Here is a 25,574-nt window from a genome sequence, read left to right as displayed (position 1 = left end):
TGGCGGTAACGGAAACCGGTCCATAGAGTGGCCCGGAGCCCGCACCGCTGAAAGGAATCCACGGATGTCGTTCCAGGCGTACCTCGACACCATCGAAGACAAGACCGGCCTCACCCCGCGGCAACTCCTCGACATCGCCCGCGAGAAAGGCTTCGGCGGAACCGCCGTGACGGCCGGAGAAATCCTCGACTGGCTGAAGGCCGACTACGGGCTGGGCCGCGGCCACGGCATGGCGCTGGTGCACGTTATCCGGCAGGGACCGGGCATCAGCAGCAAGCACGTCGGGACCACCGGGGCGCACAGTGACCAGTCGGATATCTTGTGGCTCGACGGGAAGGACTCGAAGCCCGCGACCTAGCGGGCCAGCGGCGTGGAGATCCGGGGTCGGGCAGCGGAAGCCTTCACGTTGAAGCTGGCCTGTTGACAATCACGGCCTGTTGACACAGTCACGTGCCCTCCGGTCATAAAGTCGCTGCGCCGGCCGCAGCGGTGGCACCATGTTTGGATGCTTGAGGCAACCAAATCTGCAGAATCGCGGGTTTCCTCCTACCGGGCGCCTTCAAGCCACTGGCCCCGAGCGTGCCATACCTGCTGGGGATCATCATGTTCTGCATGGGCCTGACCCTGACTCCGCCGGATTTCGCCTCCGTGGCCAAGCGTCCATGGGCCGTCGTGCTCGGGATCGTGGCACACTACGTCATCATGCCCGGCGCCGGCTGGCTGATTGCCCAGGCACTTCACCTCGAGCCCGAGCTCGCTGTCGGGCTGATCCTCGTCGGCTGCGCCCCGTCCGGCACCGCTTCGAACGTGATGGCGTTCCTGGCGAAGGGTGACGTGGCCCTCTCGGTGGCGGTGGCCTCCGTGTCCACGCTGATTGCTCCGCTGGTCACACCCCTGCTGGTGCTGTTCCTGGCCGGGTCCTACCTGCAGATCGATGCTGCCGGCATGGTGCTGGACATCGTCAAGACGGTACTGCTGCCGGTGATCGCTGGCCTGCTGGCCCGACTCTTCCTGAAAAGGCTCGTCGCCCGGGTGCTTCCGGCGTTGCCGTGGGCATCCGCGGTGGTCATTTCGCTGATCGTGGCGATCGTCGTCGCCGGTAGTGCCAACAAGATCGTCGCCGCGGGCGGGATCGTGTTCCTCGCGGTGGTGCTGCACAACGGCTTCGGCCTCGGCCTGGGCTACCTCGCGGGCAAGCTGGGTCGGCTGGATGACAAGGCCCGCCGCGCCCTGGCCTTCGAGGTGGGCATGCAGAACTCGGGCCTGGCGGCAACCCTCGCCACGGCGCATTTCAGCGCTCTGGCCGCGCTGCCGTCGGCAGTTTTCTCGCTCTGGCACAACGTGTCCGGCGCGATCGTGGCGGCCTGGCTGGCCCGCCGGCCGCTGCGCGAAGGCTAAGCCCGGACGACCCTTGGCGACGGTCACGGATTCGGAGCACGCCACGGTCCCGGGTAGACTGGGCAGCGCCTAAGGGAGTATTCCTAAGCGCCGCACCCGTCAGCACGCCAGGCACCGCTGCCTCGCCGGGTTCGGCGGCCAGCCGGATGGCAGGCGGAGAGACTTATGCAGTTCTCCGCTGACCATCTTACGAAAGCTGGAATACCTTGACTGTTTCTCCGCTCATTTGGGGCATCACCATTGCGGTGATCCTGGCCCTGCTGGCCTTTGACTACTTCTTCCACATCCGCAAGGCCCACGTCCCCACGCTCAAGGAAGCTGCCGCCTGGTCCGCCCTCTATGTGGGTATCGCGATCCTCTTCGGCATCCTCGTTCTGATCTACGGCGGGCCGGCCATGGGCTCGGAATATTTTGCCGGATACATCACGGAAAAGGCACTTTCGGTCGACAACCTGTTTGTCTTCCTGATCATCATCGCCAGTTTCCGCGTTCCCCGCGAGGACCAGCAAAAGGTGCTGCTGTTCGGCATCATCTTCTCCCTGATCGCCCGGACCGGCTTCATCTTCCTGGGCGCGGCCCTGATCAACTCCTTCGCCTGGGTCTTCTACGCCTTCGGCCTGATCCTGCTGATCACGGCAGGCAACCTGCTCAAACCCGATACCGGCGGCGGGGAGGCGGACAACTTCCTGATCCGGCTGGCGCGCCGGTTCTTCCACACCAGCGATCACTACGACGGCGACAAGCTGTTCACCATCGAGAACGGCAAAAAGGTGCTGACCCCGATGCTGCTGGTCATGGTGGCCATCGGCGGTACCGACGTCCTGTTTGCCCTGGATTCAATTCCCGCCATCTTCGGCCTGACCCAGAACGTTTACGTAGTCTTTACCGCCACGGCGTTCTCGCTGATGGGCCTGCGCCAGCTGTATTTCCTGATCGACGGCCTGCTGGACCGGTTGATCTATCTTTCCTACGGCCTTGCCGCAATCCTGGCCTTCATCGGCGTCAAGCTGATCCTGCACGCCCTGCACGAGAACAACCTGCCGTTCATCAACGATGGCCAGCCGGTTCCGGTCTTTGAAATCACCACCGGCCTGTCCTTGACCGTCATCATCGGCGTGCTGGTTGTCACCGTCCTGGCGTCGCTGCTGAGCAAGGCCGGCAAAGCCCAGACCGCCATCAACAATGCCCGCCGGCACGCTGTCAGCTACCTCGACCTTGAGTACACCGCGGACCCGGCCGAGCGGGAGCGGATCTATAGCGCCCTGCGGAACGAAGAACGGCAGATCGAACAGATGCAGCCGAAATTCCGCAACAAGGCCAAGGACGTGGACGCCATCCGCGCGCAGGTCGCCGAAGCGCACCGGCAGCACGAACAATATCTGGCTCGATAGACCGCCAGCGGAGGCCCGGCGGACGGCGTCGTTCTCGCCGAACGCGGCGGCACCGGTACCGGGAAGTGGCTATTGCCGCAGCCGGTGAGTTGGCCGGAGGCTCCGCTGCTGCGGCTTGCCGGAAGCTGGCCCGCCGCGGCAGGCGGCGCCGGGCCGGGTCTTGCCCTGGTGACCCCGAGTCACGAGTATGAAGTTGAGGACGGCGCCGCGGAAATCGTCGTCGTCGCGGCGCTGCTCCGGCAGCATTCCGGCGCGAATAAAGGGGACAGCACTTATGGACGACCAGTACACGACGGAACGCGACAGCTTCGGCAGGCTGCTGGCGGACCGGCAGCTCTGGCGGCAGGCGTCGACGATCCCGGCCGCCGGCGAACTGACCGCCCGCTGGCTGGAGGGAAAGAGCCAGTACCAGCCGGGCACGTTCACCCCCGCCATTGACGGGGAGACGACGCCGATCGCCGCCGAGCTCGCAGCGCTCAACCGGAACGGACTTTTCACCAAGGAGTCACAACCCGGGCTCCGTGAGACCGACGGCGCCCAGCGCGCGTACGTGACGGGGTTCTGCACCCCCGAGTCGGCTGCACGGCTGCTGGAACTCTCGTCGCGGACGGAATACGTGGCTGTTGGCCATGCTCCGGGGGAAATGAGCCGGGCCTCAATTCCTGTGACCGTCCAGGACGGCGAAATCGTTACCGTGCTGGGGACCAGCGAAAGCCCGATCGAGGCGGACCAGCTCAAGGACTGGGCAGCCGAAGCCAACGACTCGCTGGCACTGGTGCTGGCCGAATCCTGGTACGTCGAAGTCTTCGACCCGATCTGGGGCCGCGAGGGCAGGCTGCTGCCGGCGGTGCTGGAGGCATTAGCGGCCGGCAGTCTCCCGGCGGACTGACCGGCCGACGACGGCGACCGGAGACGCCTCAGCCGATGCTGGCTGCCTCGTCGAGGGTGCGTGATTCGAAATGCTCCAGCATTTCCCGCATGGCCGCCACCCCCTGGGTGAACGCGGCTGAGGCCCGCCACTGCTCAATCTGCTCCAGCGATTCCCACGGGCCGGTGCTGACGAAGCGGTTCCCGACCTCATGGTCGTGCATCAACACCGCCTTCGCGTTGGGGTAGTCCTCCTGCGTCTTCCTCGCAAAGTCGCGCCAGGCCTGCACGAAGTCATTTTCGCGGCCGGGGTGGACCAGCCAGATTCCAAGGGTATAGACGGACACGTCGATCGCCTCCTTTTCCGAACGGGTTGATACCGGCGATGGTGCCGGACCTGCCGCCCGGCCGCTAGGGCCGATCTGCCCTCCGCCGGTGCAGACGCCGCACTCGCAGGACACGTTGGGTAGCTGAACTCTTTTCGCAAGCCGCGTAGTTGGACATGCTCCTAAGTCCGAGGCGGCGTCGCGGGGCCCCCGGAGTCCGGCCGGGCGTCATCGCGGACCCGGCTCTCCGCCCAGCGGAAGCGGACGGTGCCACCGATCGGGACCTGCGCGGCGCGGTCCAGTTGTTCGTCGACGACGACGGCGATCACCGGGTAGCCGCCGGTGACCGGATGGTCGGCCAGGAACAATACCGGCAGGCCCTCGGGCGGGACCTGCAGCGCACCGGCCACGGTCCCCTCGCTGGCCAGCTCCCCCTCACGGCTGCGGTCCAGGGGCGTTCCAAGCAGGCGCATGCCCACCCGATTGGACTGCGCTGCCACCTGCCACGGCTGGCTGGTGAGGGAATCCAGCGCCGCCCGGTCGAACCAGTCCGCACGCGGGCCGGGCACGACGTCGAGCACTGTCACCCCGGTGCCGGGGAATTCCGGCTGCAGTTCTGGGGGCCCGACGACGCCGGACTCGAAGTCGTCGCCGGCGGCCAGGAGCTGGCCGGCGGCCAGCGGTGCCGGGCCGATGCCGGACATCGTGTCGGTGGACCGACTGCCGAGGACGGGGGCAACGTCCACGCCACCCCGGACCGCGAGGTAGCTCCGGAAGCCTCGTTCCGAGGCCCCAACGTTCAGCGTTTCGCCGTCGAGCAGGGCAAAGGGGGCGGCCACGGGCACGGTGCGGCGGAGGGACTCTGCCTCCGGACCGGCCGGCGAGGCAACGGTCAGCTGCGACGCCGCGCCGGCCACGGCCACGATGTGGTCCCCGACAGCCTGTACCGTAAGGCCGCCCGCCACGGTCTCGATCGCCGCGGCCGACGGCGCGTTCCCGACGAGGCGGTTGGCGCGGCGCAGCGAGGCGCGGTCCAGCGCCCCGGAAGCCGTGACGCCGAGCCCGGAGTGGCCGTGGCGGCCTAAGTCCTGGATCAGGCTTTGCGGGCCGGGCGAGACAATCCGGAGCCCGGAGGTCCGCTCCGGGGCAGGAGGCTGCGCCCGCGGTTCCGGGGCAAGTGCCACCGATTCCCGGACCGGACGGAACTGGATGGTGTGGCCGGGGGCAGCAAGGGCGGGCTGCTCGCGGTCCAGATCCCACATCCGGGCGCCCGTGTGGCCGATCAACTGCCAGCCGCCGGGGGAACGGCGGGGGTACACCGCCGAGTAGTTTCCGGCCAGCGCCACGGATCCGGCAGGCACGGCGGTGCGCGGTGAATTCCGGCGGGGCACGTTGAGAACGTCGTTCTCCCCCACCAGGTAGCCGAAGCCCGGAGCGAACCCGGCGAAGGCCACGGTCCAGCGCTGGCTGGAATGGGCGGCAATCACGCCGTCCACGCCCAGGCCGGTCAGCGCCGCTACTTCGGCGAGGTCCTCGCCGTCGTACACGGTGTCGACGACCACCAGGCCGCCGGCGCCCTGCACGGTGGCGGTGAGATCGAGTTCCAGCAGCTGCGCTGCGATCCGGTGCGCGGCAGCCGGCGAGTCGGCGGTGACCAGCACGGTTTCTGCGGCGGCCAGGACATCAAGTTGCCCGGGCAACGGCCGCTCGCGGAGCAGGGCCTGCAGGGCAAGCACGTCCCGGGTGCCGGGGAGTTCAGCGAGCACCGCGCGGGTGCCTACTGGCCGCACCGAACGGACTTTGTGGATGGCCGGTCGGGTTAGCGCTGCCATTGGTTTCTCCGTCATGGCCGCCGTTTCCAGAGGTCCGCGCCGCTCACGCACGGGCACTCTGCAGCAACCGCTCTTCTTCCTCAGTCTGCGGGTTGCGCCCGACCGCCAGCCCTATCACTGTCACGATCGAGGCCACCGCGAGGTAGACCGCGATCAGGACCCAGCTGCCGGACGCCGCATACAGTGCCGTGAAGATCAGCGGGGCGACGGCGCCGCCGATCACGCCGGCCAGGGTGTAGGCAAGCGAGCTGCCGGCGTAGCGCAGCCTGGCCGGGAACTGCTCGGTGATGTAGGCGGCCTGCGGGCCGTACATGAAGGCATGGAAGGCTAGCCCTATCACGATGCCGACGGTCAGCATGAAGACCGACCTGCCCTGGATCATGAGGAAGAACAGCGGGGTATAGATGGCCGTTCCGACGGCGGCAATACCGTACAGGAGGCGGCGGTTGACCCGGTCCGTGAGGGCACCTGCGGCGGGGATCAGGATCAGCTGGAACGCGGATCCGATCAGGATGGCGCTGAGGATGTTGCTGGTGCTCATCCCCAGTTCCTTGGTGGCATAGACGGCCATGAAGACGGTCAGCAGGGAGTACAGCACGTCCGGGCCGACGCGGGACAGGGCTGCTGCCACGAGGGCACGTGGTTCCTTGGTTAAGACCTCTTTGATAGGTGCCTTGGGTGCCTCGCCGTGGGCCAGGATGGCCTTGAACACGGGTGTTTCCTCAAGCCGCAGCCTGATCAGCAGGCCGAAGCCCACGAGGAAGGCGGAGGCGAGGAACGCTACCCGCCAGCCCCAGGAGAGGAAGTCCGCATTGCTGAGCGTCGCGGCAAGTACGGCCAGGACGCCGTTGGCCATCAGGTTACCGGCGGGGGGACCGATCTGCGCCGCGGAGGACCAGAAACCCCGCCGTTTGGGGTCGCCGAATTCGCTCGAAAGCAGGACGGCCCCGCCCCATTCACCGCCCACGCCGATACCCTGCGCCAGGCGGAGGAACACGAGGATGACGGGAGCGGCCACACCGATGACCGCGTATCCGGGCAGCGCTCCGATGAGCACCGTCGCGATCCCGATCAGCAGCAGTGTGACTACGAGGACGTGCTTGCGGCCGATTCTGTCCCCCAGCCGGCCGAAAATTACCCCGCCGATGGGACGCGCGAGATAACCCACCGCAAACGTTGAGAAGGACAATAGGAGCCCCACGACGTCGTCGTTGCCGGGAAAGAAGACCTTGGGGAACACCAGGGCGGAGGCGACGGAGTAGATGGCGAAGTCGTAGTACTCCAGTGAGGTGCCGGTGAGACTCGCGATGTAAGCCTTGAGGGCGCCGGGCGGCAGCTTCCTCCTGCCAGCGGCCGGAGCCGCCTGCTGCGGTGTGCTCATGATTGCCTTCCAGTTGCGCGTGCTGCCGGTTGTCGGTTGGTCGTGCCGGGACGATGAGCGGATTAGCGGTGGCGGATCAGAGAAACGACGCTGTGCTGATGCCGGCCGCGCTGAGCGCGCCGCGGACCGCGGCGGCCATAGCCACGGCTCCCGGCGAGTCGCCGTGAACGCAGATGCTCTCGGCCCGGATTTTCCGGACCGAGCCGTCAATGGTGCGGACGGCGGAGTCCGAGACGATCCGGAGGACGTGCTCGGTGACGTCGTCGATGTCATGTAGGACAGCCCCCGGAAGCGTCCGGGAAACCAGCGTGCCGTCCGGGTTGTAGGCGCGGTCCGCGAAGGCCTCGGTGACCGCACGCAGCCCGGCAGCCTCCGCCAGGCGGAGCACCTCAGAACCCGGAAGGCCGAGGATCGGCAGGTCCGGGTCCACGGACTTCACCGCCTCTACGACAGCCGTTGCCTGCGCGGTGTGCGCGACGATCGTGTTGTACAGGCCGCCGTGCGGTTTGACGTAGGCGACGCGGCCGCCCTCTGCAGCGGCAAGCGCCTGCAGGGCGCCGATCTGATAGACGACGTCATTGGCCAGGTCGTTCGGCTCAATGTCGAGGAAGCGCCGCCCGAAGCCCGCCAAGTCACGGTAGCCGACGTGGGCGCCAATCGTGACGCCGGCTGCAACCGCATCGCGGCAGGTCGACCGGATGCCGGTGGAGTCCCCGGCGTGGAACCCGCAGGCCACGTTGGCGCTGGACACGGAGCGGAACATCGCCGTGTCGTCGCCGAGGCTCCAGCGCCCGAACGACTCGCCGACGTCGCTGTTCAGGTCGATGCTGTTCCGTCCGGCGCTTGTCATCTGTGATCCCCGTCTCGGTGCTTGGCCTCTTCTTAGGATGCACCATCCCCTTCGATTGTTCAACAATCCGACGATTCTTTCCGGGGACAATCGTGTAGATTCGGCACTATGACGACTTCGAGCGCCGCCCCCCGCGCCCTCGCGGCCGCCGCGCGGCTTCGCGTCGCCGTCCCGTCCGTGGCGGACCGGGTCGCGGCCGAACTCCGCCTGCAGCTGGCCGATGGATTGTTGCTGGCGGGCACCCGGCTGACCGAGTCGACGATTGCGGCGGACCTGGGCGTCTCACGCAACACCGTTCGCGAAGCCTTCGCCGAACTCGCCGCGGAGCGGCTGGTGGTCCGGCATCCCAACCGCGGCGTCTTCGTGGCCAGCCTGGCGCCGGGCGACATCCACGATGTCTATACGGTGCGGCGTGCCATCGAAGTCGCGGCACTGCGCGGCGGGGGTGGCCGGGAGCAGGTGGCGGCAGTCCGCGCCGCGGTCGAGGAGGGCAAGGCGGCGGCGGCCGCCGAGGACGAGGAGGCCCTGGGCACGGCGAACCAGCACTTCCACCGCGCGGTCGTCGCGCTGGCCGGGAGCCCCCGGCTGGACGCGATCATGTCCCAGGTACTGGCCGAAATGCGGCTGTTCTTCCACAAGGCCACCGTTGACGCACAGTTCTACCGCGGCTACCTCGACGACAACGAACAGATCTGCGCCGCGCTGGAAGCCGGCGACCCGGAGCGCGCGGCGGAGCTCCTGCTGGCTTACCTGGACCGATCGGAAGCGAGGCAAAGCGCCGTCCACGGCGGGTAAGCGGCGGAGAATGCGATGCCAGCGCTTTATCTGAGTTGGAACCACCGCTGGGGCTGTTTTCTCCGCCTCGCGCCTTGGCTCCGCGGGTTGCGCGTCCGCGGCCGTCCGGGCCGCCTCGCCGGGATCAGCCGCAACAGGTTGTTAGGCTGAAAGCATGAAACGACGCGTCGCCGCCGCCTCCCTGTGCGCCGTATTCCTGATGCTCACGCTTACCGGTTGCGGCCAGGTGCAGCAGGCGGCCGAAGAGGCCGCCCACACCGGCGCCTCGCAGATCGCAACGGCAGCCGGCAGCGAACTCAAGAAGCAGGCGTGTTCCCTCGTGGCGGACGGACTGGTCAGCGCCTCGGACAAGCAGGCCCTGGGCGGGCTCGTCTCCGGCGCGCAGACCGCCGGGTTGCCCGAGGAGATCACCGCACCGCTGAAGAAGATCGCGGATTCGGGTGACCGGGTGCCGGCCGACTCCGTCAAGGCGCTTCAGGACGCCTGCACCAAGTAGCGGGGCATCCCATCTAGCTGGCAGTTGTTGTCGTTTTCGGCCCGCAAAACGACAACTATTGCGAGCCAGTCGGGGAACTGGTTAGCGCTTTCCCTTTTTGCGGGAGCCCTTACCGCGGCCCTTGTCCGGGTTGGGCGCGTAGCGCTGGGCGACCTTGGGCTTCTTCACGGCAGGGCCCCGGCGGTCGGGTTTCGGCTCGCGTTTGGGCTTCTCCTGCTGCGCCGACGGCTGCCGGGAGCTCGCGGCAGTCCGGCCGCGGACAATCCCGATGAACTCCTCGATCACCCCATCGGTGGGGCCGCCCGGCCAGGCCAAGCCGATCCTGGTGGCCGGAGCGCCGGTCAGTTTCCGGGCCACGGTGTCCTTGACGTTAAAGTGCCGGGCCACCGACATCGGCAGCACCACCAGGCCGGCGCCGGCGGCGACCACCTGCAGCGCCGCCGCGGGTCCGCCCAGGGCAGCGACGTCCAGGAAGGTCTCGGCAGCCAGGTCGGCCAGCGCCACCTCCTCGAAAACCGAGATTTCGTGTCCCTTCGGCGCCACCACCACAGGCTGCTCTTCGTAGAGCGGGATGAGGTTCAGGCCCTCGCTCTCCACCGGCAGCCGCACGAAACTGAGGTCAGCGGAACCGTCGCGCAGCACCGCAAGCTGGGCGCCGTCGTCGGACATGAACGAGTGCAGCGGTATGCCGGGCATCCGCTCTTCCCAGCGGCGGATCCATTTTCCAGGCGTGACCCCGGGGACGTACGCGAACCGCAGTTCCCGCGCCGCGGGTACCTCTTCGTCGCGGGGCGGGGTTGCTTCTTCTTCGGCGGACACACGTTTACAGTACCGCCAGTGCCCTCGGCAGCGGACCCGGCCGCACCACTTGGTGACCCGTGCGCATCCCGCCGGATACCCTTGAAGTATGACCAGTGCAAACTCCCAGTCCATGAAGCCGGCCACCGTTGCCAAGAAGCTCGGCATCTACCTGCCCGCAACACCCCAGGAGTTCCAGGATTCGGTCATCACCCGCGCTGATTTTGCCGAGCTGCAGGCCAACCCGCCGGAGTGGCTTGCCGAACTGCGCCGCACCGGCCCGCACCCCCGCCCCGTGGTCGCCCAGAAACTGAACGTTTCCATCGGCGGCTTGGCCCGCGGCGGCGTCGAGGAAGCACTCACGACGGCGGAGATCACCGCGTTGCTGCAGGCTCCTCCGGCCTGGCTGGTCGCCGAGCGCGCGACCCATGCCGCGGTCCGCGCTGAGGCGCAGCGGGTCAAGGATGAAGCCGCGAAGAAGGACGCCAAGAAGGCCCGCGCCAAGGCAGAGTAGCCTCGGCGGCCCCCCTGTACCCCGTCCGGCCGCGGGGCTATGCTCCGAAGGTGTCGCCAGCCGCCGGTTCCCGATGCCGGGCCGCACGGTCCTGCACGCCGGCGGCGTATCGGGAAGGACCACCGCTATGCCCACGCACAAGATCGGCTACTTTGTCGGAAGCCTGTCCAGCACGTCCATCAACCGCACGCTCTCCAAGGCGTTGATCCGGCTGGCGCCGCCGGAGCTGGAATTCACCGAGATCCCCATCCGCGGCCTGCCCCTCTACAGCCAGGACTATGACGCCGCGTACCCGCCCGAGGCCCAGGCACTCAAGGACGCGGTTGCTGCCAGCGATGGCATCCTGTTCGTTTCGCCCGAATACAACCGCTCCATTCCCGGGGCTTTGAAGAACGCCATCGACTGGGCGTCCCGGCCGTGGGGAACCAACTCCTTCGCCCGCAAACCCACCGGCATCATCGGCGCCTCCCCCGGCGGCATCGGCACGGCCGTGATGCAGGCCTCGTTCCGCGCGGTCCTGAGCTTCCTGGATGCGCCGCAGCTCAACGCCCCGGAGGCCTACATCCGCTTCGTCCCGGAAATTTACGGCGACGACGGCGAGGTCAGCGACGCTTCCACGGCGGACTTCCTGCGGCACTACATGGAGGAGTACGGCGCGTTCGTCCAGCGGGTCCTGGACGCCAGCGCAAGCGGGCACATCGGCGACGAGCACCCGGTCGGGCGCCGCGAAGGCGAGTAGGGGCTGATAGCGGCCGGCTCAACCCACACGGGCGCTGCTTTCGATCGCCCGGAGCGTGCGGATGAGCCGGACTGCGCGCTCCTCGCCGAAGAGCTCGTCGGGCCCGCTGGGGGCCAGCTCGCTATAGGGCGATTTGAACAGCGCATCGGGCCTGACCACGCCGTTCTCGGTGAGCTGGTTGACCAGGAGCTGGAGGAAGTCCAGCTGCGATGCGGTGAGTGCGGTGTCAGAAATGAACTCCGCGAGGGCCTCTTCCACGGCATCCCGGTCAAGGCCCACGAGTGAGCGCACGAACAGGCCCAGCCCCTCCGTTCCTGCCCGCTCCAGGTCCACGGGGGTGCCCACACCGCTTTCGGCCAAAATGCGGCCCAGCTCCGCGAGGTCCTGGTCGGTCAGCTGCCGGTTCCGTCTCAGCCGCTGGATGGTGGTGTGGTCCTGATAGTCGGCCAGGTATAGCCGCGTTTTGTCCCGGTACCGGCTGAAGTCCATGAAGCCGGTGCTGGCTCCGGCCAGCTCAATCTCCTCAAGTTCTCCGAGCTCGTCCTGGAAGTTGGTGTACACCACCTTGCGCTTGCGCTTCTCGATCAGGTGCACCAGGTCCCGCAGTTGGACGCGGATGGACTCCAGCCATTCCGGGGACGCCGAGTCCCACTCGCCGTCGTCTAGAACGGTCTCGAGCAGGACCATTTTCGCGGCGATGGCCGGAACGTTGGGCTGGTCCTGCAGGGCTGCTGCCACGGACTGGATCTTCCGCCGGAAACTGGCCAGACTTGCCGGGTCCGTCAGGGCGGCCAGTTGCGCCTGGTACATGGTGCAGTCGAAGCGTTTGGCCTCTTCGGTGTCGGGGAGAGCACCAATGCTGGCGAGGCGGGCCAGGTCGTGTTCCAGGGCATCGAAGTCGTCACCGGCAAGACCGGCCCAGGTTTGGTCTTCGGCAAACCGGTCCACCCATTGCCGGGCGGGTTTCACCAGAAAGTTGTCGCGCGGAAGCCTGTCGATGGTGTGCCGGAGCGATGATCGGAGCCCTTCCACGTAGTCGATGGCCGGAGCCCAAGACAGATCTGCGGCCGCTCGCAGGATTTTGGCCCGGGTGGCGAAGGTGATTTCGGCCAGCGACTTTGCCACCGTGCCTTCGTTCCCGGGCATCCCGGCGTTGAAGTACTCGGCGTTACGGCACAGATCAAAGATTAGAAAGTCCTGTTTGTCCTGGCCCGGGCCGAACAGGTCCGGACACAAACGCGTGCCGCGGCCAACCATCTGCCAGAACTTGGTTTTGGACCGGACCATCTTGAAGAACACAAGGTTTACGGCCTCGGGGACGTCGACGCCAGTGTCCAGCATGTCCACCGAGATCGCGATATGCGGGCTGCTGTCGCTCTTCGAGAAATCGTCAATGAGGGTCTGGGCGTAATTGACCTGATAGGTGACCGCGCGGGCAAAGTGGCCTTTGAACTGCGGATAGTGGTGGTCGAAGCGTTTGGCGATGAACTCGGCGTGCTGGTTGTTCTTGGCAAAAATAATTGTCTTACCCAGCCGGTCCCCGCCGGCCACCTTATGCCCGTGGGTCATCAGCACTTCGAGTGCCTTGTCCACGGTGTCGGTGTTGAAAAGCCAGGAGTTCACGACGGCGGGATCAACGACGTCGGGAATCTCGCCGTCCTCATTCCACTCGAGTACGTCCCATTGTTCCTTTTCGGCGTCGCTCAGGTCGTCGTAACGGATGCCCTCATAGGGGAACTTGAGCGGAACCGGCACCACCCGCGGCGGCACCAGGAAGCCGGCGTCGATAGCGTCGTTCAAGCCGTACGCGAAGGTGGGAACGTTGTCCTCGATGCCGAAGAGGCTGTAGGTGTTGCGGTCCACTTCAGACTGGGGCGTGGCGGTGAGGCCGATCAGCAGGGAGTCGAAGTACTCGAAGATCGCCCGGTACTTCTGGTAGACGGAGCGGTGCGCCTCGTCGATGACAATAAGGTCGTAGTGTCCGATGCCGAAACGCCGCTGGCCCAGCGTTCCCGCGGTCTTGTTGAGGAGGTTCATCATGGTCGGGTAGGTGGCGACGTGGATGCGGCTGTCAGCCTCCTCACCCGAGCCGAGGATGACCGGACCGGAACCGGGCAGGTGGGTCTTGAACGCGTTGGCCGCCTGCCTGACCAGCGCAGTGCGGTCAGCGAGGAACAGCACCCGCTTGGCCCAGTTGGCCTCCTGCAGCAGTTTGGCCAGCGCGACGACGGTGCGCGTCTTTCCGGTGCCGGTCGCCATCACCACGAGCGCCTTGCGCTCGTGCTGGTTCTCATAGGCTTCGGTCACGGCGCGGATGGCGTTGTGCTGGTAGGCGCGCTCGACGATCGTGTTGTCGATGGCCTGTTCGGCCAGCGGTTTCCGACTGCTCCGGCGGTCCACCAGAAGTTGGAGCTGGTCCTTGGTGTGGAATCCCTGGATCCTGCGTTCGGGATACATCGAGTCGTCCCAGATCCACGTCTCATAACCTGAGGTGTAGTAGATGACCGGACGGCGGCCGTAGCGGCGTTCCAGGCAGTCGGCATACAGCTTGGCCTGCTGTTTGCCGACGTGCGGGTCCTTGGTGGTGCGCTTGGCCTCGACCACGGCCAATGGCAAACCGTCGTCGCCCCACAGAACGTAGTCAATGAATCCCGTGCCGGTGAGTGCCCCCGATGCGGTGGGCATGGTGTCCACCGGGAACTCGCGGTCTTCGGGGTTGCTGAGTGGCCAGCCGGCCTCGTTGAGATCCAGATCGATGAGGTGTTTGCGGGTCAGCGCTTCGTCGTAGTCGTGATCGTCCGGGACAGCCTGGTTCTGCTTCTTGGCGGCGGCGATCTGTGCTTGGAGTTCCAGCAGCTGCGCTGCGAGGTCCTCGTTCGCCGCGGCAGCAGTCGCCAGGGCTTCGTCTTTGGCCTTGAGCTCCGCTTCCAGCTGCTGAAGCTGGACCGGGGACTGCTGCGGGACCGCCGCTTTGGGTGCCGGGGCCAGGAGGCCGGCGTCGAACGTTAGCGACGGCGGCAGCTGGCTGCCGTTCTTGCCGTAGTTTCGGGCAAGCCAGTAGCAGACGTGGTGCAGCTCTTTGAGGACCAGTTCAGCGCCCATGATTGTGGGGTTGACCGGGTTGTGGACCGCGTTGTTTCCGGCTTTGCGGATGATGGTGAATTTGCTGCCGATGACGCCGCCGACCAGGTTCTTGAACGCAGGTTCGTTGAGGAGCGCGTTGAGATCGTCTTTGTAGGGCAGGGCCAATGCGGGCTCCACCTTGTACAGCCACTCCACCAGGCGTTCGGCGGTGTACCGGGAGTAGAACATGGAGGCGCGGGGGTCGATCCGGGCGAATTGCTCGGCGCGCCGGGCATGTTGTGCCAGCTCCGGCCAATCGGCCAGCATGAACCCGAAATTGCTGTTGCCTGCCCCCACGGCTTGGGCCCCCATCGTTGGTCTCTGACGTTCCTGATCCAGTCAATCATGCAGGCGGGACAGTTCACGTCCCATCCGGCTGCAGCCATTCACCACCGGACGTTGCCGGTCTCCCGGTCGCGTATGGCCATCTCGAACCCCAAGGCCTGAAATACATCCATGAATTTTGACGTCTCCACGGTGGCCTTGCCGGACTCGAGATCGATGACGAAGCTCCGCGACACGTTTGCGCGGCGGGCCAGTTCGGCCTGTGTCAGGCCGCGCTCCTCGCGGAGTTCGCGGACCAGAGGTCCGGCCTCACGGACCGTGTACATTTCGGCTCCTGTCGTCGTACGGCGACTATAGCATTTGTTGCCGTACGGCGGCAGGCATTCTCCGTAGTAGGGCTGAGCTCTCAGTTTCCGGGCGGGTCAGAACTCCTGGCGCCACACCAGTTGCGCTACCACTCGAGTGTGGGAGCCCTCCGATTTCGGATTCCGGCGCACGACGCGGGCCGAGTACGTTCCGGACTTTCCGAGCATGCCTACGTAGTCCAGTACAGGAGCAGGGACAAACCCGATCTTGTGGCCACCGGACCATAGTCCAACCGCGCGGGAGTCGGCCGCGTTCTGGGGTTCAGCGACAGCGTCCAAGCGGTCTCCCTTCGTGAGCGATCGATCGACGTACTCCTGAGCCGCAGATGTCATGTACCGCAGCCCATGGACGGGTACGACAAACGTCAGGCTTCCCTGGAGCAGGTCAATTTCGGGCTCCTCGAAAAACTCGTAGGTGTCAGCAACCCGCTTTCCGAAGGAGTGCCCAAGGATTTCGAACGGAGCCGCATCTTCGGGTAGCTCAAGCCGCTGCAGCCACTCGGGGCGGTCAGGTCGGCTGGCGCTCATGATGCGCCCAGACAAGAGCGGAAACAGTACTTTCGACGTGTACGTCTTGTGCGGATTCGAGAACCCGGGAATCGGACGAAAATCGGGCTTGGACTGCATGGATGCAAAGTACTCGAAGTGATAGCCGTCTTCTGAGGCAACTGCACGCCCCAAGAGGCGGTACCGTCGCGTCTCCGGATGCTGCCAGGCCACGAGGAGGGCGGCGTCTCCATTCTGTACAGCGACGGGACGAGGATCGGTCACGAGCGAAGACATGTCACGAGCCTTTCCTTGTTGATGCGAATAAGTTCCAGTGCCAACTTATCGCTTGGGGAAGACATTCTACCTTTGGCCACGATTTCGGCGGTGGCACCCATATCCAGTCCCGCTATTGCGGATGCCCAATGGGAGGCGACAGCGGGTCCCGCATCCACGCAAAATTGCGAAGCAACATCGACGAGCGCCACCTTAGCCAGTCCTTCAAACCGACCGCCGACTGCCTTAGCGGCAAAGTTTCGGACGGCTCCCGGATCGTTTACCAGCCGATTCAGTTTTTCCGGATTCCTTTGAACAATACCAAGGCTGGTTGCGTGATCGTACGACGGCGCAAGATGGTAGGTCCCGTCCGGGGTTATTTCGATGCTCCAGTTCTCGCTGTGCCGGTCCTGGTTTCCGATGAGCGCGTCCAGGACGAGAAAGCCGGCGAACCATCCGGTTGCAGTCAGGCCCGTTTCTTCGTGCCCAAGGGGTGGGGCCACCGCTGCCAAGACCGACGCGATGTTCCGGAGAGAATGCCCTCGGGCCGCGCGGTCTCTGGGATCAAAATCGGGGACGATCTCCGCGATAAACAACGAACCTGCATCCAACTGGTTTCGTGGGCCGGACTTAACATCTTTGGACACGCACCCGATGTTGTCTCCCAACGTTGCCAGCTTGACTGTGGCCGTCGGCACTCCCAGCAGCCGGGCAATTTGGCTGGCAATGAACTCGGTCGCGTGCTCGTTGGGACTTCGGTGCGGACGGTTCCGCTTGAAAATCCACAGTCCCCCCTCTTCATCCCGGAACCACGTCTTCTCGTTCTCACCAGCAGGCTCGTCCTGGTACGGAGTCCAGCGGCTCAGATCAACGAAATCACTCAGATCATCCATCCGCTATCCGAAGAAGTCCTCGTCCAGCTCCACCACGTCATAGCTCTGTTTCACCTGAACGCCCACGCGGTACTTGATCATGAGGTTCACCAGGCGCGTACTGTCGATCAGAATCGTGCGGGTCGGGATGTTGGCCGCGTAGTCTTTGGCACCTTGCGAAAACCGGCTGGTGGTGATGAACACGCCCTTGGACGCGGAGACGCCATGAAGAGCGCCAACGAAGGCTTGAATGGCTTCCCTGCCGACGGTGTTCTCCGCGCTGTACCGCTTGGCTTGGATGTAGACGCGGTCAAGACCAAGCGCATCCTGGTCGATGACTCCGTCGACCCCGCCATCGCCGGAGCCCCCGATGCGACGGCCACGCTGCTCCGCTCCCCCGTAGCCGATCTTCAACAGCAGATCCACGACCGCGTGCTCAAAGAAGTCAGGCGAGCTGCCGAGGATGCGGCTCAGCAGGGCCGACCCCGTTTCTGCGTGAATTCGATCGATGGCAGCTTCAATGACGTCAGTCGGGTCGGCGTCTTCGTCCAGGATTTCGATCTCCGGCGACGGAGATGTCTCGCGACGCGCGGCCCGCACCTCTGCCTGATGCCGACGGTAGGCCTCCACTTCGCGCAACTGCGCCTGCGCCAACCCTTCGGGGTATCTCGTAAGGAGTTGTTGTCCAACATCCGTAATGACATAGAGAGCGTTATCTGGTCGGGCTAGGGCGGTGGCAGCGATGAGGTGAGAGATTGCCCAGCCCACACGCCCTTTTGCCTTGAGGCCTCCGGAACCCAGCCGAACCGCACGCAGTTCCTCAGGCAGGCCAAGAACGTCCATCGCCTGCTTAGTGAGCTCCGTCCGGGTGCGAGCTTGTCCATCGGATAGGACGCGAAGGATTGGCGTCATGAACCCGTGCCACTTGGGGATGCCGTCCTGCTCAGGAGCTTCGGTCATCACAGTTCTCCTTTGAACGCACGGTGCTGGAGCGATGCGAAGAGGACGTCCAGTTCGGCCAGGTGCTTGCGGTGGGTTTCCTTCAAGCGTTCGACGGCGGCGGCGCGGGTTGCGAAGGTCTGTTGAAGTTCAAGGGGCGGTGCGGGCATAGGCATACGGGCGAAGCGCCCCGCGCCCAGGTGGGCGATGCTGGAGGTCTTGCTGCTTATCTTGGCAAATTCACCGCGCCCGAAGTAGTAAAGGAATGTAGCGAGGGCGAATTCAGGAACGATCCGTTCCGGGTCCGCAACGTAGCGGACGAGTGTGTTCTGGAAGCAGCAGTCTTCGATTTCGTTCCGCCACATGGCTGGGCGCCCAACGAGCTCTGTACTTTGCCCTTCATTCAGCAAGATATCGCCGTAGTTGAGCCGGTAAGCTTCAAAATCTTTCGGATCGAAGTCCATGTCCAAAACATCGTCGAGGTCGAGAGAGTTCAACTTGACGTTAGCTACCCGCATATACGGGCGGGTGTACTTGCCGGTCTGGTATTTGGGAGCACGTTGCCGGCCCAACTGAACCGTCCCCAACTCACCGACGCTAGCATTGGTGGCCGTCAGGTAGTTGCCGAACATGGGGTGGAAGATCGACTGGGCGAGCGTGTCGAGGTGGGCGAGGGCTTGGCGGCGCTTGGTGCGGAGCTCGTCGGCGTTGTCCAGGATCGCCGCGATTCGACGCTGCTCGTCGATCGGTGGAAACGGGATTGTGATGGCTTTCAGGAATTTGTAGTGGCGACTGTAACCCGCAGAAGGAATGTCAACTGATCGCAAGTAGTGGAAAAGGAATCGGGCATCGGCATCTCGGCGCGGGGAGAGGACCTTTGTTCCATCGGCTCCAACAACGAATGGACGATCCCTGTACTTTAGTGCGCGAGTGTGATCGCCAAAGACGATAACGGGCAACTCAACGGAGGCGAGGGCGGTCCTGTCATCCGTGTAGCCAGCAACCTCCTGAATTCCCTGGTCAATGATCGGGAACTCACCACAATTCTTGTAGTCACGCGTCTGGAGCTTGGTGTTCCCGGCGGTCCTGTCTTTGAAGACATCATCGAATGGAAGGGTCCTCACTTCAGCAGCTCCCGCAGCTCCGCCATTCCTTGGATAATCTCGCCTTCAAGCTCATCCAGGGCAGCAAGAATTTCCTCCGGAGCTGCATGGTCGACCTCGGCGTACTCGATCTCCCGGTACCGGTTCAGCGACAAGTCGTAATCGTTCTCCGCAATCTCCGACAGCGGCACGCAGAACGACTGGTCCGTCCGCGCCCGGGTGAGCTCCGTCGTCGTGCGGTCCTTCCAGCGGGTGAGGACGTCGGGGAGGTCGGAGGAGCCGAGCGGGGTGCGCTTGTCATCCAGCGAGAAGCCGTCCGAGCGGACGTCGTAGAACCAGACGTTGTCCGTTCCGCCGGAATTGGTCTTGGTGAAAAACAGGATGGCGGTGGACACCCCGGCGTAGGGCTTGAACACGCCGGACGGGAGCTTGACCACGGCGTCGAGCTTGTGGCCCTCCACGATCAGCTTGCGCAGTTCCTTGTGCGCCTTGCTGGAACCGAACAGCACGCCGTCGGGGACAACCACCGCGGCACGGCCGCCGTTCTTCAGGAGGCGGATGAACAGCGCCAGGAACAGTAGCTCAGTCTTCTTGGTCTTGACCAAGGCCAGCAGGTCCTTGGCCACGTTGTCATAGTCCAGGCTGCCGGCGAACGGTGGGTTCGCGAGGATGACGTCGTACTTCTCTTCCTCGCTGCCGTGCAGGTCAGCCAGGGAATCCCGGTAGGCGATGTCCGGGTTCTCCACGCCATGCAGCAGCATGTTCATGGAGCCGATCCGGAGCATGGTGTTGTCGAAGTCGAAGCCATGGAACTGATCATTGTGGAAGAACTTGTTCGACTCTGCGTTGGTCAGCAGGTTCGGATGGTTCTTGCGCAGGTGTTCCCCCGCCTGGACCAGGAAGCCGCACGTGCCGGACGCCGGATCGCAGATGGCTTCCAGCGGCTTGGGCGCAGTCATGTCCACCATGAGGTCGATTATGTGTCGCGGCGTGCGGAACTGCCCGTTGGTGCCCGCCGATGCCAGTTTGGACAGCATGTACTCGTACAGATCGCCCTTGGTATCCCGGCCGTCCATGTTGATGCCGTCAATGACATCCACGACCTGCTGCAGAACGCCGGCGTTGGGGATCTTGAACTGGGCTTCCCTCATGTGGTGGCTGTAGGTGGATTCCTCGCCGTTGGCCAGCTTGGGCAGTTCGTTGCGCAGGAAGGGGAAGACGGACTCCGAGAACACGGTGAACATCTCGTCCTTGGCGAAGTTCTTGAAGCGGCTCCAGCGAAGATCCGCGTACGGCCGGCCCATCGGGTCGTTCCCGGCGGGGAAAACGGCATCCTCCATCGGCTGGCCCAAGAGATTGGCCCTCTTCTCCTGCAGTGTGTGGCGCTCGTCCAGCCTCTTGAGGAAGAGCAGATAGGTGATCTGCTCGATGACCTCCAGCGGGTTGGAGATGCCACCGCTCCAGAACGTATTCCAGACCTTGTCGACTTGGGACTTTATTTCACCGGTAATCACAGATCGAGCTTAGTGGGAAGCTCCGACGCCGTACGCCTCGACGGGACGGTCCGGCTCAGTCTTGGTGCAGCTGGACGAAGTTCCCGCAGCCGTCGTCGAGCACCGCCGAGATCCCACCGGGCCCCTCGGACGGCTCGGCTTGGAAGATGACGCCCTTGGCAGTCAGTCGGTCGTATTCGGCCCGCACGTCCGGCACGCCGAACACAATCGCGGGCAACCCTGCATCGTGGCAGGCGTTCATGTAATCGGCGCCGATCGGGTTGTCGCTGGGTTCCAGCAGCAGCCCCACCGAGCTGGCGCCCTCCGGGTCCTTGATGATGTACAGGTTGTGCTCGGGCAGGGCCATCAGGGTGTCGAACCCCAGGATTCCGGTATAGAACTCGTGGGCGGCGGCGGGGTCCTTGACATGGATGCTGCACATTTTCAATCGCATGGGCCCTAGGCTACGCCGTGCCGGACCGGGACGGGAACCGGCCATTGACGGGCGGCTGCCGAGGGATTCCAATGGAACCAGCGGAGCAGCGCGCCCTGGTCGCTGTCCGCGGGAGGTGGAAGATGCCGTCGCCGTCAGGATTTGGTGCTTTCGGCCTGGATCAGTTCCTGGCCGTGGCCTTGTTCGTCGCGGCCGCCGCTGCCTGGTCCGGCTACCTGGTCCGCAAGCACCGGGCCGCCGACGGCGGATTGCCCGACGCCGTGTTCTGGGACGGGTTCGCGGGTCTTGCCGTACTCGTCCCCGCGGTGCTGGTGCCGTCCCTGGCCTCGCCGGCGGCCGGGTTGGCCCTGGCGGTCGTTGCCCTCACGACGGCGGCCGGCGGCTACGTCTGCGCGCCGGAACTGCTGCGCCGGCAGGCGTCGCGCCGCGCAGCACGGGAAGTGGCCGCCAGCGATACGGCCGCCGCGTTGCGTCATGCCGCGGCCCTCAAGAGGTGGCAGCGTTACGAACTCGACCCCGGGCTCTGCATCGACTTCCCAGCCATGAGCGACCCCGCCCAGCCGGAAACGGCGGCGCTGCTCAAGGCGATGAGGGCGGCCGAACAGGCGGGCAGCGGAACCGGGGGCCCGGCCGGGACCGGCTACAGTGCCGCCGTCGACCGTCTCGAACGTGCCCTCGCAGACGCGGAAGGGGCCGCCGGGGCGCTGCGGCAGCCGGTCGGCTGAGCGGCGGAACCGGGGCCGGCCCCGGCTGAGCACCCGCCGGCGGGGGCTTACAGCTCCACCGTGCCGCTTTCGCCGACGCTCATCCGGCTGTTCGTGACCTTCGATTTCACCCACTGCAGCACCGTCGCGGCCGTTCCCCCCGGGCTGGTCCAGTATTCGGCCGAATCCGAGTCGACGCGCAGCAACACCACCTCCGGGGTGTCCGGGCCGTCCGGGAACCACGCTTCGACCGCCTGGTTCCACCGGTCGCGGATCTGCTGCCGGTCCGTCACCACGGCCGCCGTGCCGGCCACCGACACCCATTCGGTACCCTTGCCGAAGGACACGTTGACCGCGGGATTGGCCCGGATGTGTGCCACCTGGGATGTGTCCGAGGAGGTGAAGAACCACAGGTCGCCGTCGTCCTGAACATCCTGGACGGCCAGCGGCCTGCTCACCAGCGCACCCTGCTCATTGATCGTGGTCATCATTCCGATCCGCGAGTGGTTGATGATCTCCGTTATCTTGCCGATGTCCTGTGCGTCCGACATGTGCTCACCTCGTCCCTGGTCTGCGGAGGAACATCCTCCTCACGCCAGCCTATTGATAAGGCTGCTTAGTTTTCAAGAGCGTGCCAGCCGCGCTGCGGGACCGCGCCGGCCACCGCTTCGCCGTCCCCGGGCCGCGGGAGCAGCGCCGGTGGAACCCCGCACGACCAGCCGGGTCGGCAAGACCAGAGCGCCGTGCGCTTCAAACCGCGCGCCGCGGGCCAGTGCCAGCAGGTTGCCGACCGCGGCCGAACCGAGCGCGTAGGAGGGCGACTCAACCGTGGTCAGGCCGGGGGTCACGAGCCCGGACCCGTAGCTGTTGTCGAAGCCGACGATGCTGACGTCCTCGGGGACCCGGATGCCGCGCTGGAGCAGGCCGCGCATGAAGCCCATGGCCATCTGGTCGTTGTAGGCGATCGCCGCCGTGCTCCGGTGCCGCACCCAGCTGCGGGCCTGCTCCTCGCCGCCTTCCACGCTCGGCAGCCCCGGACCGGTGCGGTGGACCTGCAGATTCAGCTCGTTGGCCGCTTCGCGAAGGGCCTGCCAGCGCATGCCGTCCGCCCAGGAGGCTTCCGGGCCGGCCAGGTAGGTAATGCTGCTGTGCCCGAGCCCGCTGAGGTGTTCGGCCGCCCGACGGATACCGCGGGGAATGTCCGAAACCACGCTGGCGGCGTCGGAAACGGCGCGGTTCATCACAATGGTGGGCTTCTGCTTGGCAACCATGCGGATGCCCAGATCCGACATCCGGGAACTCGAGAGGATGATCCCGTCCACGGAAGGCATCAGCCGTTCCAGCGCCCGGCGCTCCCTCAGCTCGGATTCCTGGGTATGCACCAGCAGCAGGACGTAGCCGTTCGCTGCGGCGGCAGTTTCGGCACCGTGGACGATTTCGGCATAGACCGGGTTGCGGATGTCCGCTATGACCAGTGCGAGCAGTGAGGTCTTCACCGCAGCCGCGGGCCGGGCTCCGGTGCCGTTGGCGGGCCGGTAGCCGACCTCGGCGGCAGCGGCGAAGACGCGCTGAGCGGTGTGCAGGCTGACCCTCCCGGGCCGGGCAAAGGCCCGCGAAACGGTCGAGGCGGACACCGCCGCCGCCCGTGCAACGTCGTAGATGGTCGCCACGGCTAACCAACCCCTGATCTCAGCGTCGAGTGTCATTCGGTTGACAGGATCATGCAATCGGTTGCCAGTAATGTAAATGGTTTTGACGAATATTACGTCCCTGTCGGCGCGTAAGCACGAACGGCCCTGGACGCGGTAACTGCGTTACCTACTTCTGACCCGGGGTGCGGATCGTGATGGTGTCCTGCAGGTTCGCGTTGTCGGAGGAATTGCCGACGTACACGGTGTACTCGCCGCTCGGCGTGGACCACGCGTCGGCGGCCTCGTCCCAGACGGACAGGGGGTGGTTGGGTGCCTTCGGGTCGATCGTGACCGTGACCCGCTGCTTCTGTCCCGGGTTCAACGACACCTTCTCAAATCCGACCAGGCGCTTTGGTGGCTGATTCGCCGAGGACGGAAGCCCGAGGTAGACCTGGCCTACTTCGGCGCCGGCGACGCTACCCACATTTTCCACGAAGAACGACACGGAAATGGCCTTGGTGCCGTCCGTGGTTTTCGGGGTGACCACCAGCTTCGAGATTTTGAAGTCCGTGTACGAGAGTCCGTGCCCGAAGGCGAACGTCGGCTTGGCCTTGTTCGCGTCGTACCAGCGGTAGCCCATGTTGAGGCCCTCGCTGTACGTCGCGGTCAGCGGCAGCGGGCCGGCCCCGTCGGGGTCGATGCCGGGCCACTGCGCCTGCGTGGCAGTGGCCCCTTCCCGCTCCTTGGCCGGGAAGGTGATGGGCAGCTTGCCGGACGGGTTATCGATGCCCAGCAGGAGATTGGCGACGATGTTGCCATCCTCCTGTCCGGGGTACCACGCCTCCAGCACCGCCGGCACCTTGTCCAGCCAGGGAAGCAGCACCGGGCCGCCGTTTTTCAGGACGACGACGGTGTTCGGGTTGGCGGCGGCAACGGCTGCCACCAGGGCGTCCTGGTCGACGCCGTCGGTCACCGGCAACGCCAGCGAGGACCGGTCGACGCCCTCACGGGAGATATCCCCCACCATAACGACGGCGACGTCGGACTTCGCGGCCAGCGCTGCGGCTTCGGTGACGTTGCTGGCGTTGTTGTAGGTCACGGTCGCGCTCGAGCCCTTCGAGCGCAGGGCGTTGTTCAGACCCTGTTCCGGTGTCACGGTGTAGGGCGAGGTCACGACGATGGCGTTCGACGGACCCTGCGAGTTGAACTTCGCTGCGCCGGCAAACGTCGGGGACCCGATCAGGGCGACCGACTTGAGCGACCCGGCCTGCAACGGCAGGGCGCGGTGGTCGTTCTTGAGCAGCACGCTGCCCTGTTCGCCGATGCCCTGGATCCGCTTGCCGTTGGCGGCAAAGTTGATCGGCTGCAGGCTGTTGATCGGATCGTCGAACTGCCCCAGCTGGAACATCACGGTAAAGCGCCGGCGCAGCTGCTGGTCAAGGTCGGAGACGGCCAGCGCACCCTGATCCAGCGCCTGGTGGATCAGCGCGGGCGTGAACCAGCGCGGGCTGGCGAACTCGAGATCGAGGCCAGCCTTGATGGCTGGCGCCGTGCTGTGGGTCGCGCCGCGGTCGGACATGACGTAGCCCTTGAAGCCCAAATCCTCACGCAGCCAGTCCGTGAGCAGTTCGGAGTTCTCGCAGGCATAGACACCGTTCAGGTGCGGGTAGGAGCACATCACCGACGCCAGGTTGGCTTCCTGGATGGCCATCTCGAACGGCAGCAGGTACAGCTCATGCATGGTCCGGTCGTCCACGATCGTATCCATCGTGTTCCGGCCGGTTTCCTGTTCATTGGCCGCGAAGTGCTTGGCAACGGACTGCACGCCGTGGGACTGGACCGCATTGACCTGCGCCACCGCCATGACTCCGGCAAGGTAGGGATCTTCGCCGAAGTACTCAAAATTGCGCCCGGCGTTGGCGACCCGGCCGAGGTTGATGCCCGGGGTCAGCAGCACGTTGTGTCCGCTGGCACGGGTTTCCTCGCCGATGATGTCGCCCCAGGCCGTCGAAACTGCCGGGTCGAAAGAGGAGGCGACGGTGAGGGCGCTGGTCAGCCCCGTCGACGTCGGCGCCACCGCACAGTCGCCGCCGCCGAACGGGCCGTTGGTCATCCGGAGCGTGGGGATGGCCAACTCCGGAATTCCTTCGACGTGCCGTCCCTGGGCGGAAAAGTCACAGCCGGGCAGGTTGGTGTTCGCCACCGGCTTCATGGCGATCTGCTGGATCTTCTGGTCAAGGCTCATCGCCCCGATCAGCAGATCGGAACGTTGTTCGGCCGGCAGGGCCTTGTTCATCCAGGGCCGCTGGTCAGAAGCAGCGGCCGGGGGGACCGTGAAGCCCAGGGCCAGGACTGCTGCCATTCCCGCGTAAAGCGCTCCGGAAACCCTCTTGGGGAGGCGTCTTTGCATGTCTCAAATCTCCTTTGATCGGACAGAGGAGGCGGTGCAAAGCTGG

General features: G+C 65.4%; 24 protein-coding genes and 1 pseudogene. 9 read left to right on the top strand and 16 right to left on the bottom strand.

Annotated elements, in window-relative coordinates; genetic code table 11:
- Positions 1–64 precede the first annotated feature (64 nt).
- The 4 genes and pseudogenes from AC3ANP_RS05530 (at position 65) to AC3ANP_RS05515 (ending at position 3,678) form a co-directional block, all read left to right on the top strand.
- Positions 65–358, top strand: coding sequence for a DUF4287 domain-containing protein (locus AC3ANP_RS05530; RefSeq protein WP_488332338.1), 294 nt, complete (start codon positions 65–67; stop codon positions 356–358).
- Between the two features lie 176 nt (positions 359–534).
- Positions 535–1,398 (top strand): annotated as a pseudogene (locus tag AC3ANP_RS05525) (bile acid:sodium symporter family protein); the annotation flags it as partial.
- 206 nt (positions 1,399–1,604) lie between these two features.
- Positions 1,605–2,789 (top strand): TerC family protein, encoded by a 1,185-nt coding sequence (locus AC3ANP_RS05520; protein ID WP_488332337.1) that lies wholly within the window; start codon positions 1,605–1,607, stop codon positions 2,787–2,789.
- A gap of 274 nt (positions 2,790–3,063) precedes the next feature.
- Entirely contained in the window at positions 3,064–3,678 is a 615-nt protein-coding gene (locus AC3ANP_RS05515; RefSeq protein ID WP_488332336.1) for a DUF6919 domain-containing protein, read from the top strand.
- Positions 3,679–3,706: 28 nt separating this feature from the next.
- Here AC3ANP_RS05515 and AC3ANP_RS05510 read toward each other — a convergent pair whose 3' ends face one another.
- The 4 genes from AC3ANP_RS05510 to AC3ANP_RS05495 form a co-directional block, all read right to left on the bottom strand.
- Positions 3,707–4,003, bottom strand: a complete 297-nt coding sequence (locus tag AC3ANP_RS05510; RefSeq protein WP_488332335.1) for an antibiotic biosynthesis monooxygenase family protein — start codon at positions 4,001–4,003, stop codon at positions 3,707–3,709.
- 161 nt (positions 4,004–4,164) lie between these two features.
- Positions 4,165–5,814 (bottom strand): 5-oxoprolinase subunit B/C family protein, encoded by a 1,650-nt coding sequence (locus AC3ANP_RS05505; protein ID WP_488332334.1) that lies wholly within the window; start codon positions 5,812–5,814, stop codon positions 4,165–4,167.
- 43 nt (positions 5,815–5,857) lie between these two features.
- Positions 5,858–7,195: an MFS transporter gene (locus tag AC3ANP_RS05500; protein ID WP_488332333.1), complete on the bottom strand. Its 1,338-nt coding sequence runs from the start codon at positions 7,193–7,195 to the stop codon at positions 5,858–5,860.
- Positions 7,196–7,271: 76 nt separating this feature from the next.
- Positions 7,272–8,045, bottom strand: a complete 774-nt coding sequence (locus AC3ANP_RS05495) for a LamB/YcsF family protein (RefSeq protein WP_488332332.1) — start codon at positions 8,043–8,045, stop codon at positions 7,272–7,274.
- Positions 8,046–8,153: 108 nt separating this feature from the next.
- Between AC3ANP_RS05495 and AC3ANP_RS05490 the strand changes: the two genes are divergently transcribed.
- Positions 8,154–8,840 (top strand): GntR family transcriptional regulator, encoded by a 687-nt coding sequence (locus AC3ANP_RS05490; protein ID WP_488332331.1) that lies wholly within the window; start codon positions 8,154–8,156, stop codon positions 8,838–8,840.
- A gap of 154 nt (positions 8,841–8,994) precedes the next feature.
- A complete protein-coding gene (locus AC3ANP_RS05485; RefSeq protein WP_488332330.1) occupies positions 8,995–9,336 on the top strand; it encodes a hypothetical protein in 342 nt (113 codons plus the stop codon).
- An 81-nt stretch (positions 9,337–9,417) separates the two neighbouring features.
- Here AC3ANP_RS05485 and AC3ANP_RS05480 read toward each other — a convergent pair whose 3' ends face one another.
- On the bottom strand, positions 9,418–10,155 hold the full coding sequence (locus AC3ANP_RS05480) for a LysR substrate-binding domain-containing protein (protein WP_488332329.1): 738 nt from the start codon (positions 10,153–10,155) through the stop codon (positions 9,418–9,420).
- Positions 10,156–10,243: 88 nt separating this feature from the next.
- On the opposite strand from AC3ANP_RS05480, the gene AC3ANP_RS05475 reads away from it, so the two are divergent.
- Positions 10,244–10,648, top strand: a complete 405-nt coding sequence (locus AC3ANP_RS05475; RefSeq protein WP_488332328.1) for a DUF5997 family protein — start codon at positions 10,244–10,246, stop codon at positions 10,646–10,648.
- Positions 10,649–10,775: 127 nt separating this feature from the next.
- Entirely contained in the window at positions 10,776–11,387 is a 612-nt protein-coding gene (locus AC3ANP_RS05470) for an NADPH-dependent FMN reductase (protein WP_488332327.1), read from the top strand.
- Positions 11,388–11,405: 18 nt separating this feature from the next.
- On the opposite strand, the gene AC3ANP_RS05465 is transcribed toward AC3ANP_RS05470, so the two are convergent.
- The 8 genes from AC3ANP_RS05465 to AC3ANP_RS05430 form a co-directional block, all read right to left on the bottom strand.
- Positions 11,406–14,822: a DEAD/DEAH box helicase family protein gene (locus AC3ANP_RS05465; protein WP_488332326.1), complete on the bottom strand. Its 3,417-nt coding sequence runs from the start codon at positions 14,820–14,822 to the stop codon at positions 11,406–11,408.
- 74 nt (positions 14,823–14,896) lie between these two features.
- Positions 14,897–15,121 carry a helix-turn-helix domain-containing protein gene (locus AC3ANP_RS05460; RefSeq protein ID WP_488332325.1) on the bottom strand — a complete coding sequence of 75 codons (225 nt, stop codon included), beginning with the start codon at positions 15,119–15,121 and terminating at the stop codon, positions 14,897–14,899.
- A gap of 96 nt (positions 15,122–15,217) precedes the next feature.
- Positions 15,218–15,943: an HIRAN domain-containing protein gene (locus AC3ANP_RS05455; RefSeq protein ID WP_488332324.1), complete on the bottom strand. Its 726-nt coding sequence runs from the start codon at positions 15,941–15,943 to the stop codon at positions 15,218–15,220.
- Positions 15,928–16,815 (bottom strand): HipA domain-containing protein, encoded by an 888-nt coding sequence (locus AC3ANP_RS05450; protein WP_488332323.1) that lies wholly within the window; start codon positions 16,813–16,815, stop codon positions 15,928–15,930. Before AC3ANP_RS05450 ends, AC3ANP_RS05455 begins: the two co-directional genes overlap by 16 nt.
- Before the next feature lie 3 nt (positions 16,816–16,818).
- Entirely contained in the window at positions 16,819–17,754 is a 936-nt protein-coding gene (locus tag AC3ANP_RS05445) for a restriction endonuclease (protein ID WP_488332322.1), read from the bottom strand.
- Positions 17,754–18,857, bottom strand: coding sequence for a restriction endonuclease subunit S (locus AC3ANP_RS05440; protein ID WP_488332321.1), 1,104 nt, complete (start codon positions 18,855–18,857; stop codon positions 17,754–17,756). The genes AC3ANP_RS05445 and AC3ANP_RS05440 overlap by 1 nt, the downstream gene beginning before the upstream one ends.
- Positions 18,854–20,350 carry a type I restriction-modification system subunit M gene (locus AC3ANP_RS05435; RefSeq protein ID WP_488332320.1) on the bottom strand — a complete coding sequence of 499 codons (1,497 nt, stop codon included), beginning with the start codon at positions 20,348–20,350 and terminating at the stop codon, positions 18,854–18,856. The genes AC3ANP_RS05440 and AC3ANP_RS05435 overlap by 4 nt, the downstream gene beginning before the upstream one ends.
- A 55-nt stretch (positions 20,351–20,405) precedes the next feature.
- The gene (locus tag AC3ANP_RS05430; protein WP_488332319.1) at positions 20,406–20,783 is read right to left on the bottom strand and encodes a VOC family protein; all 378 of its coding nucleotides are present in this window, start codon (positions 20,781–20,783) and stop codon (positions 20,406–20,408) included.
- Positions 20,784–20,854: 71 nt separating this feature from the next.
- On the opposite strand from AC3ANP_RS05430, the gene AC3ANP_RS05425 reads away from it, so the two are divergent.
- Positions 20,855–21,508 carry a hypothetical protein gene (locus AC3ANP_RS05425; protein WP_488332318.1) on the top strand — a complete coding sequence of 218 codons (654 nt, stop codon included), beginning with the start codon at positions 20,855–20,857 and terminating at the stop codon, positions 21,506–21,508.
- A gap of 47 nt (positions 21,509–21,555) precedes the next feature.
- On the opposite strand, the gene AC3ANP_RS05420 is transcribed toward AC3ANP_RS05425, so the two are convergent.
- From AC3ANP_RS05420 to AC3ANP_RS05410, 3 genes are all read right to left on the bottom strand, one after another.
- The gene (locus tag AC3ANP_RS05420) at positions 21,556–22,038 is read right to left on the bottom strand and encodes a pyridoxamine 5'-phosphate oxidase family protein (protein ID WP_488332317.1); all 483 of its coding nucleotides are present in this window, start codon (positions 22,036–22,038) and stop codon (positions 21,556–21,558) included.
- A 72-nt stretch (positions 22,039–22,110) separates the two neighbouring features.
- Positions 22,111–23,193, bottom strand: a complete 1,083-nt coding sequence (locus AC3ANP_RS05415; protein ID WP_488332316.1) for a LacI family DNA-binding transcriptional regulator — start codon at positions 23,191–23,193, stop codon at positions 22,111–22,113.
- 112 nt (positions 23,194–23,305) lie between these two features.
- Positions 23,306–25,528: a beta-glucosidase gene (locus tag AC3ANP_RS05410; RefSeq protein WP_488332315.1), complete on the bottom strand. Its 2,223-nt coding sequence runs from the start codon at positions 25,526–25,528 to the stop codon at positions 23,306–23,308.
- Positions 25,529–25,574: the final 46 nt, after the last annotated feature.

It is taken from the genome of Arthrobacter sp. JB02-1C, from assembly GCF_057748045.1.
This window is presented reverse-complemented; position numbering and strand designations above follow the sequence as displayed.

Coding starts and splice junctions, on each gene's coding strand:
- AC3ANP_RS05420 (WP_488332317.1), bottom strand. CDS start 22,038: ATGTCGGACGCACAGGACATCGGCAAGATAACGGAGATCATCAACCAC.
- AC3ANP_RS05410 (WP_488332315.1), bottom strand. CDS start 25,528: ATGCAAAGACGCCTCCCCAAGAGGGTTTCCGGAGCGCTTTACGCGGGA.
- AC3ANP_RS05500 (WP_488332333.1), bottom strand. CDS start 7,195: ATGAGCACACCGCAGCAGGCGGCTCCGGCCGCTGGCAGGAGGAAGCTG.
- AC3ANP_RS05430 (WP_488332319.1), bottom strand. CDS start 20,783: ATGCGATTGAAAATGTGCAGCATCCATGTCAAGGACCCCGCCGCCGCC.
- AC3ANP_RS05425 (WP_488332318.1), top strand. CDS start 20,855: ATGGAACCAGCGGAGCAGCGCGCCCTGGTCGCTGTCCGCGGGAGGTGG.
- AC3ANP_RS05460 (WP_488332325.1), bottom strand. CDS start 15,121: ATGTACACGGTCCGTGAGGCCGGACCTCTGGTCCGCGAACTCCGCGAG.
- AC3ANP_RS05465 (WP_488332326.1), bottom strand. CDS start 14,822: ATGGGGGCCCAAGCCGTGGGGGCAGGCAACAGCAATTTCGGGTTCATG.
- AC3ANP_RS05455 (WP_488332324.1), bottom strand. CDS start 15,943: ATGTCTTCGCTCGTGACCGATCCTCGTCCCGTCGCTGTACAGAATGGA.
- AC3ANP_RS05475 (WP_488332328.1), top strand. CDS start 10,244: ATGACCAGTGCAAACTCCCAGTCCATGAAGCCGGCCACCGTTGCCAAG.
- AC3ANP_RS05415 (WP_488332316.1), bottom strand. CDS start 23,193: ATGACACTCGACGCTGAGATCAGGGGTTGGTTAGCCGTGGCGACCATC.
- AC3ANP_RS05495 (WP_488332332.1), bottom strand. CDS start 8,045: ATGACAAGCGCCGGACGGAACAGCATCGACCTGAACAGCGACGTCGGC.
- AC3ANP_RS05445 (WP_488332322.1), bottom strand. CDS start 17,754: ATGACCGAAGCTCCTGAGCAGGACGGCATCCCCAAGTGGCACGGGTTC.
- AC3ANP_RS05450 (WP_488332323.1), bottom strand. CDS start 16,815: ATGGATGATCTGAGTGATTTCGTTGATCTGAGCCGCTGGACTCCGTAC.
- AC3ANP_RS05505 (WP_488332334.1), bottom strand. CDS start 5,814: ATGGCAGCGCTAACCCGACCGGCCATCCACAAAGTCCGTTCGGTGCGG.
- AC3ANP_RS05530 (WP_488332338.1), top strand. CDS start 65: ATGTCGTTCCAGGCGTACCTCGACACCATCGAAGACAAGACCGGCCTC.
- AC3ANP_RS05470 (WP_488332327.1), top strand. CDS start 10,776: ATGCCCACGCACAAGATCGGCTACTTTGTCGGAAGCCTGTCCAGCACG.
- AC3ANP_RS05515 (WP_488332336.1), top strand. CDS start 3,064: ATGGACGACCAGTACACGACGGAACGCGACAGCTTCGGCAGGCTGCTG.
- AC3ANP_RS05485 (WP_488332330.1), top strand. CDS start 8,995: ATGAAACGACGCGTCGCCGCCGCCTCCCTGTGCGCCGTATTCCTGATG.
- AC3ANP_RS05490 (WP_488332331.1), top strand. CDS start 8,154: ATGACGACTTCGAGCGCCGCCCCCCGCGCCCTCGCGGCCGCCGCGCGG.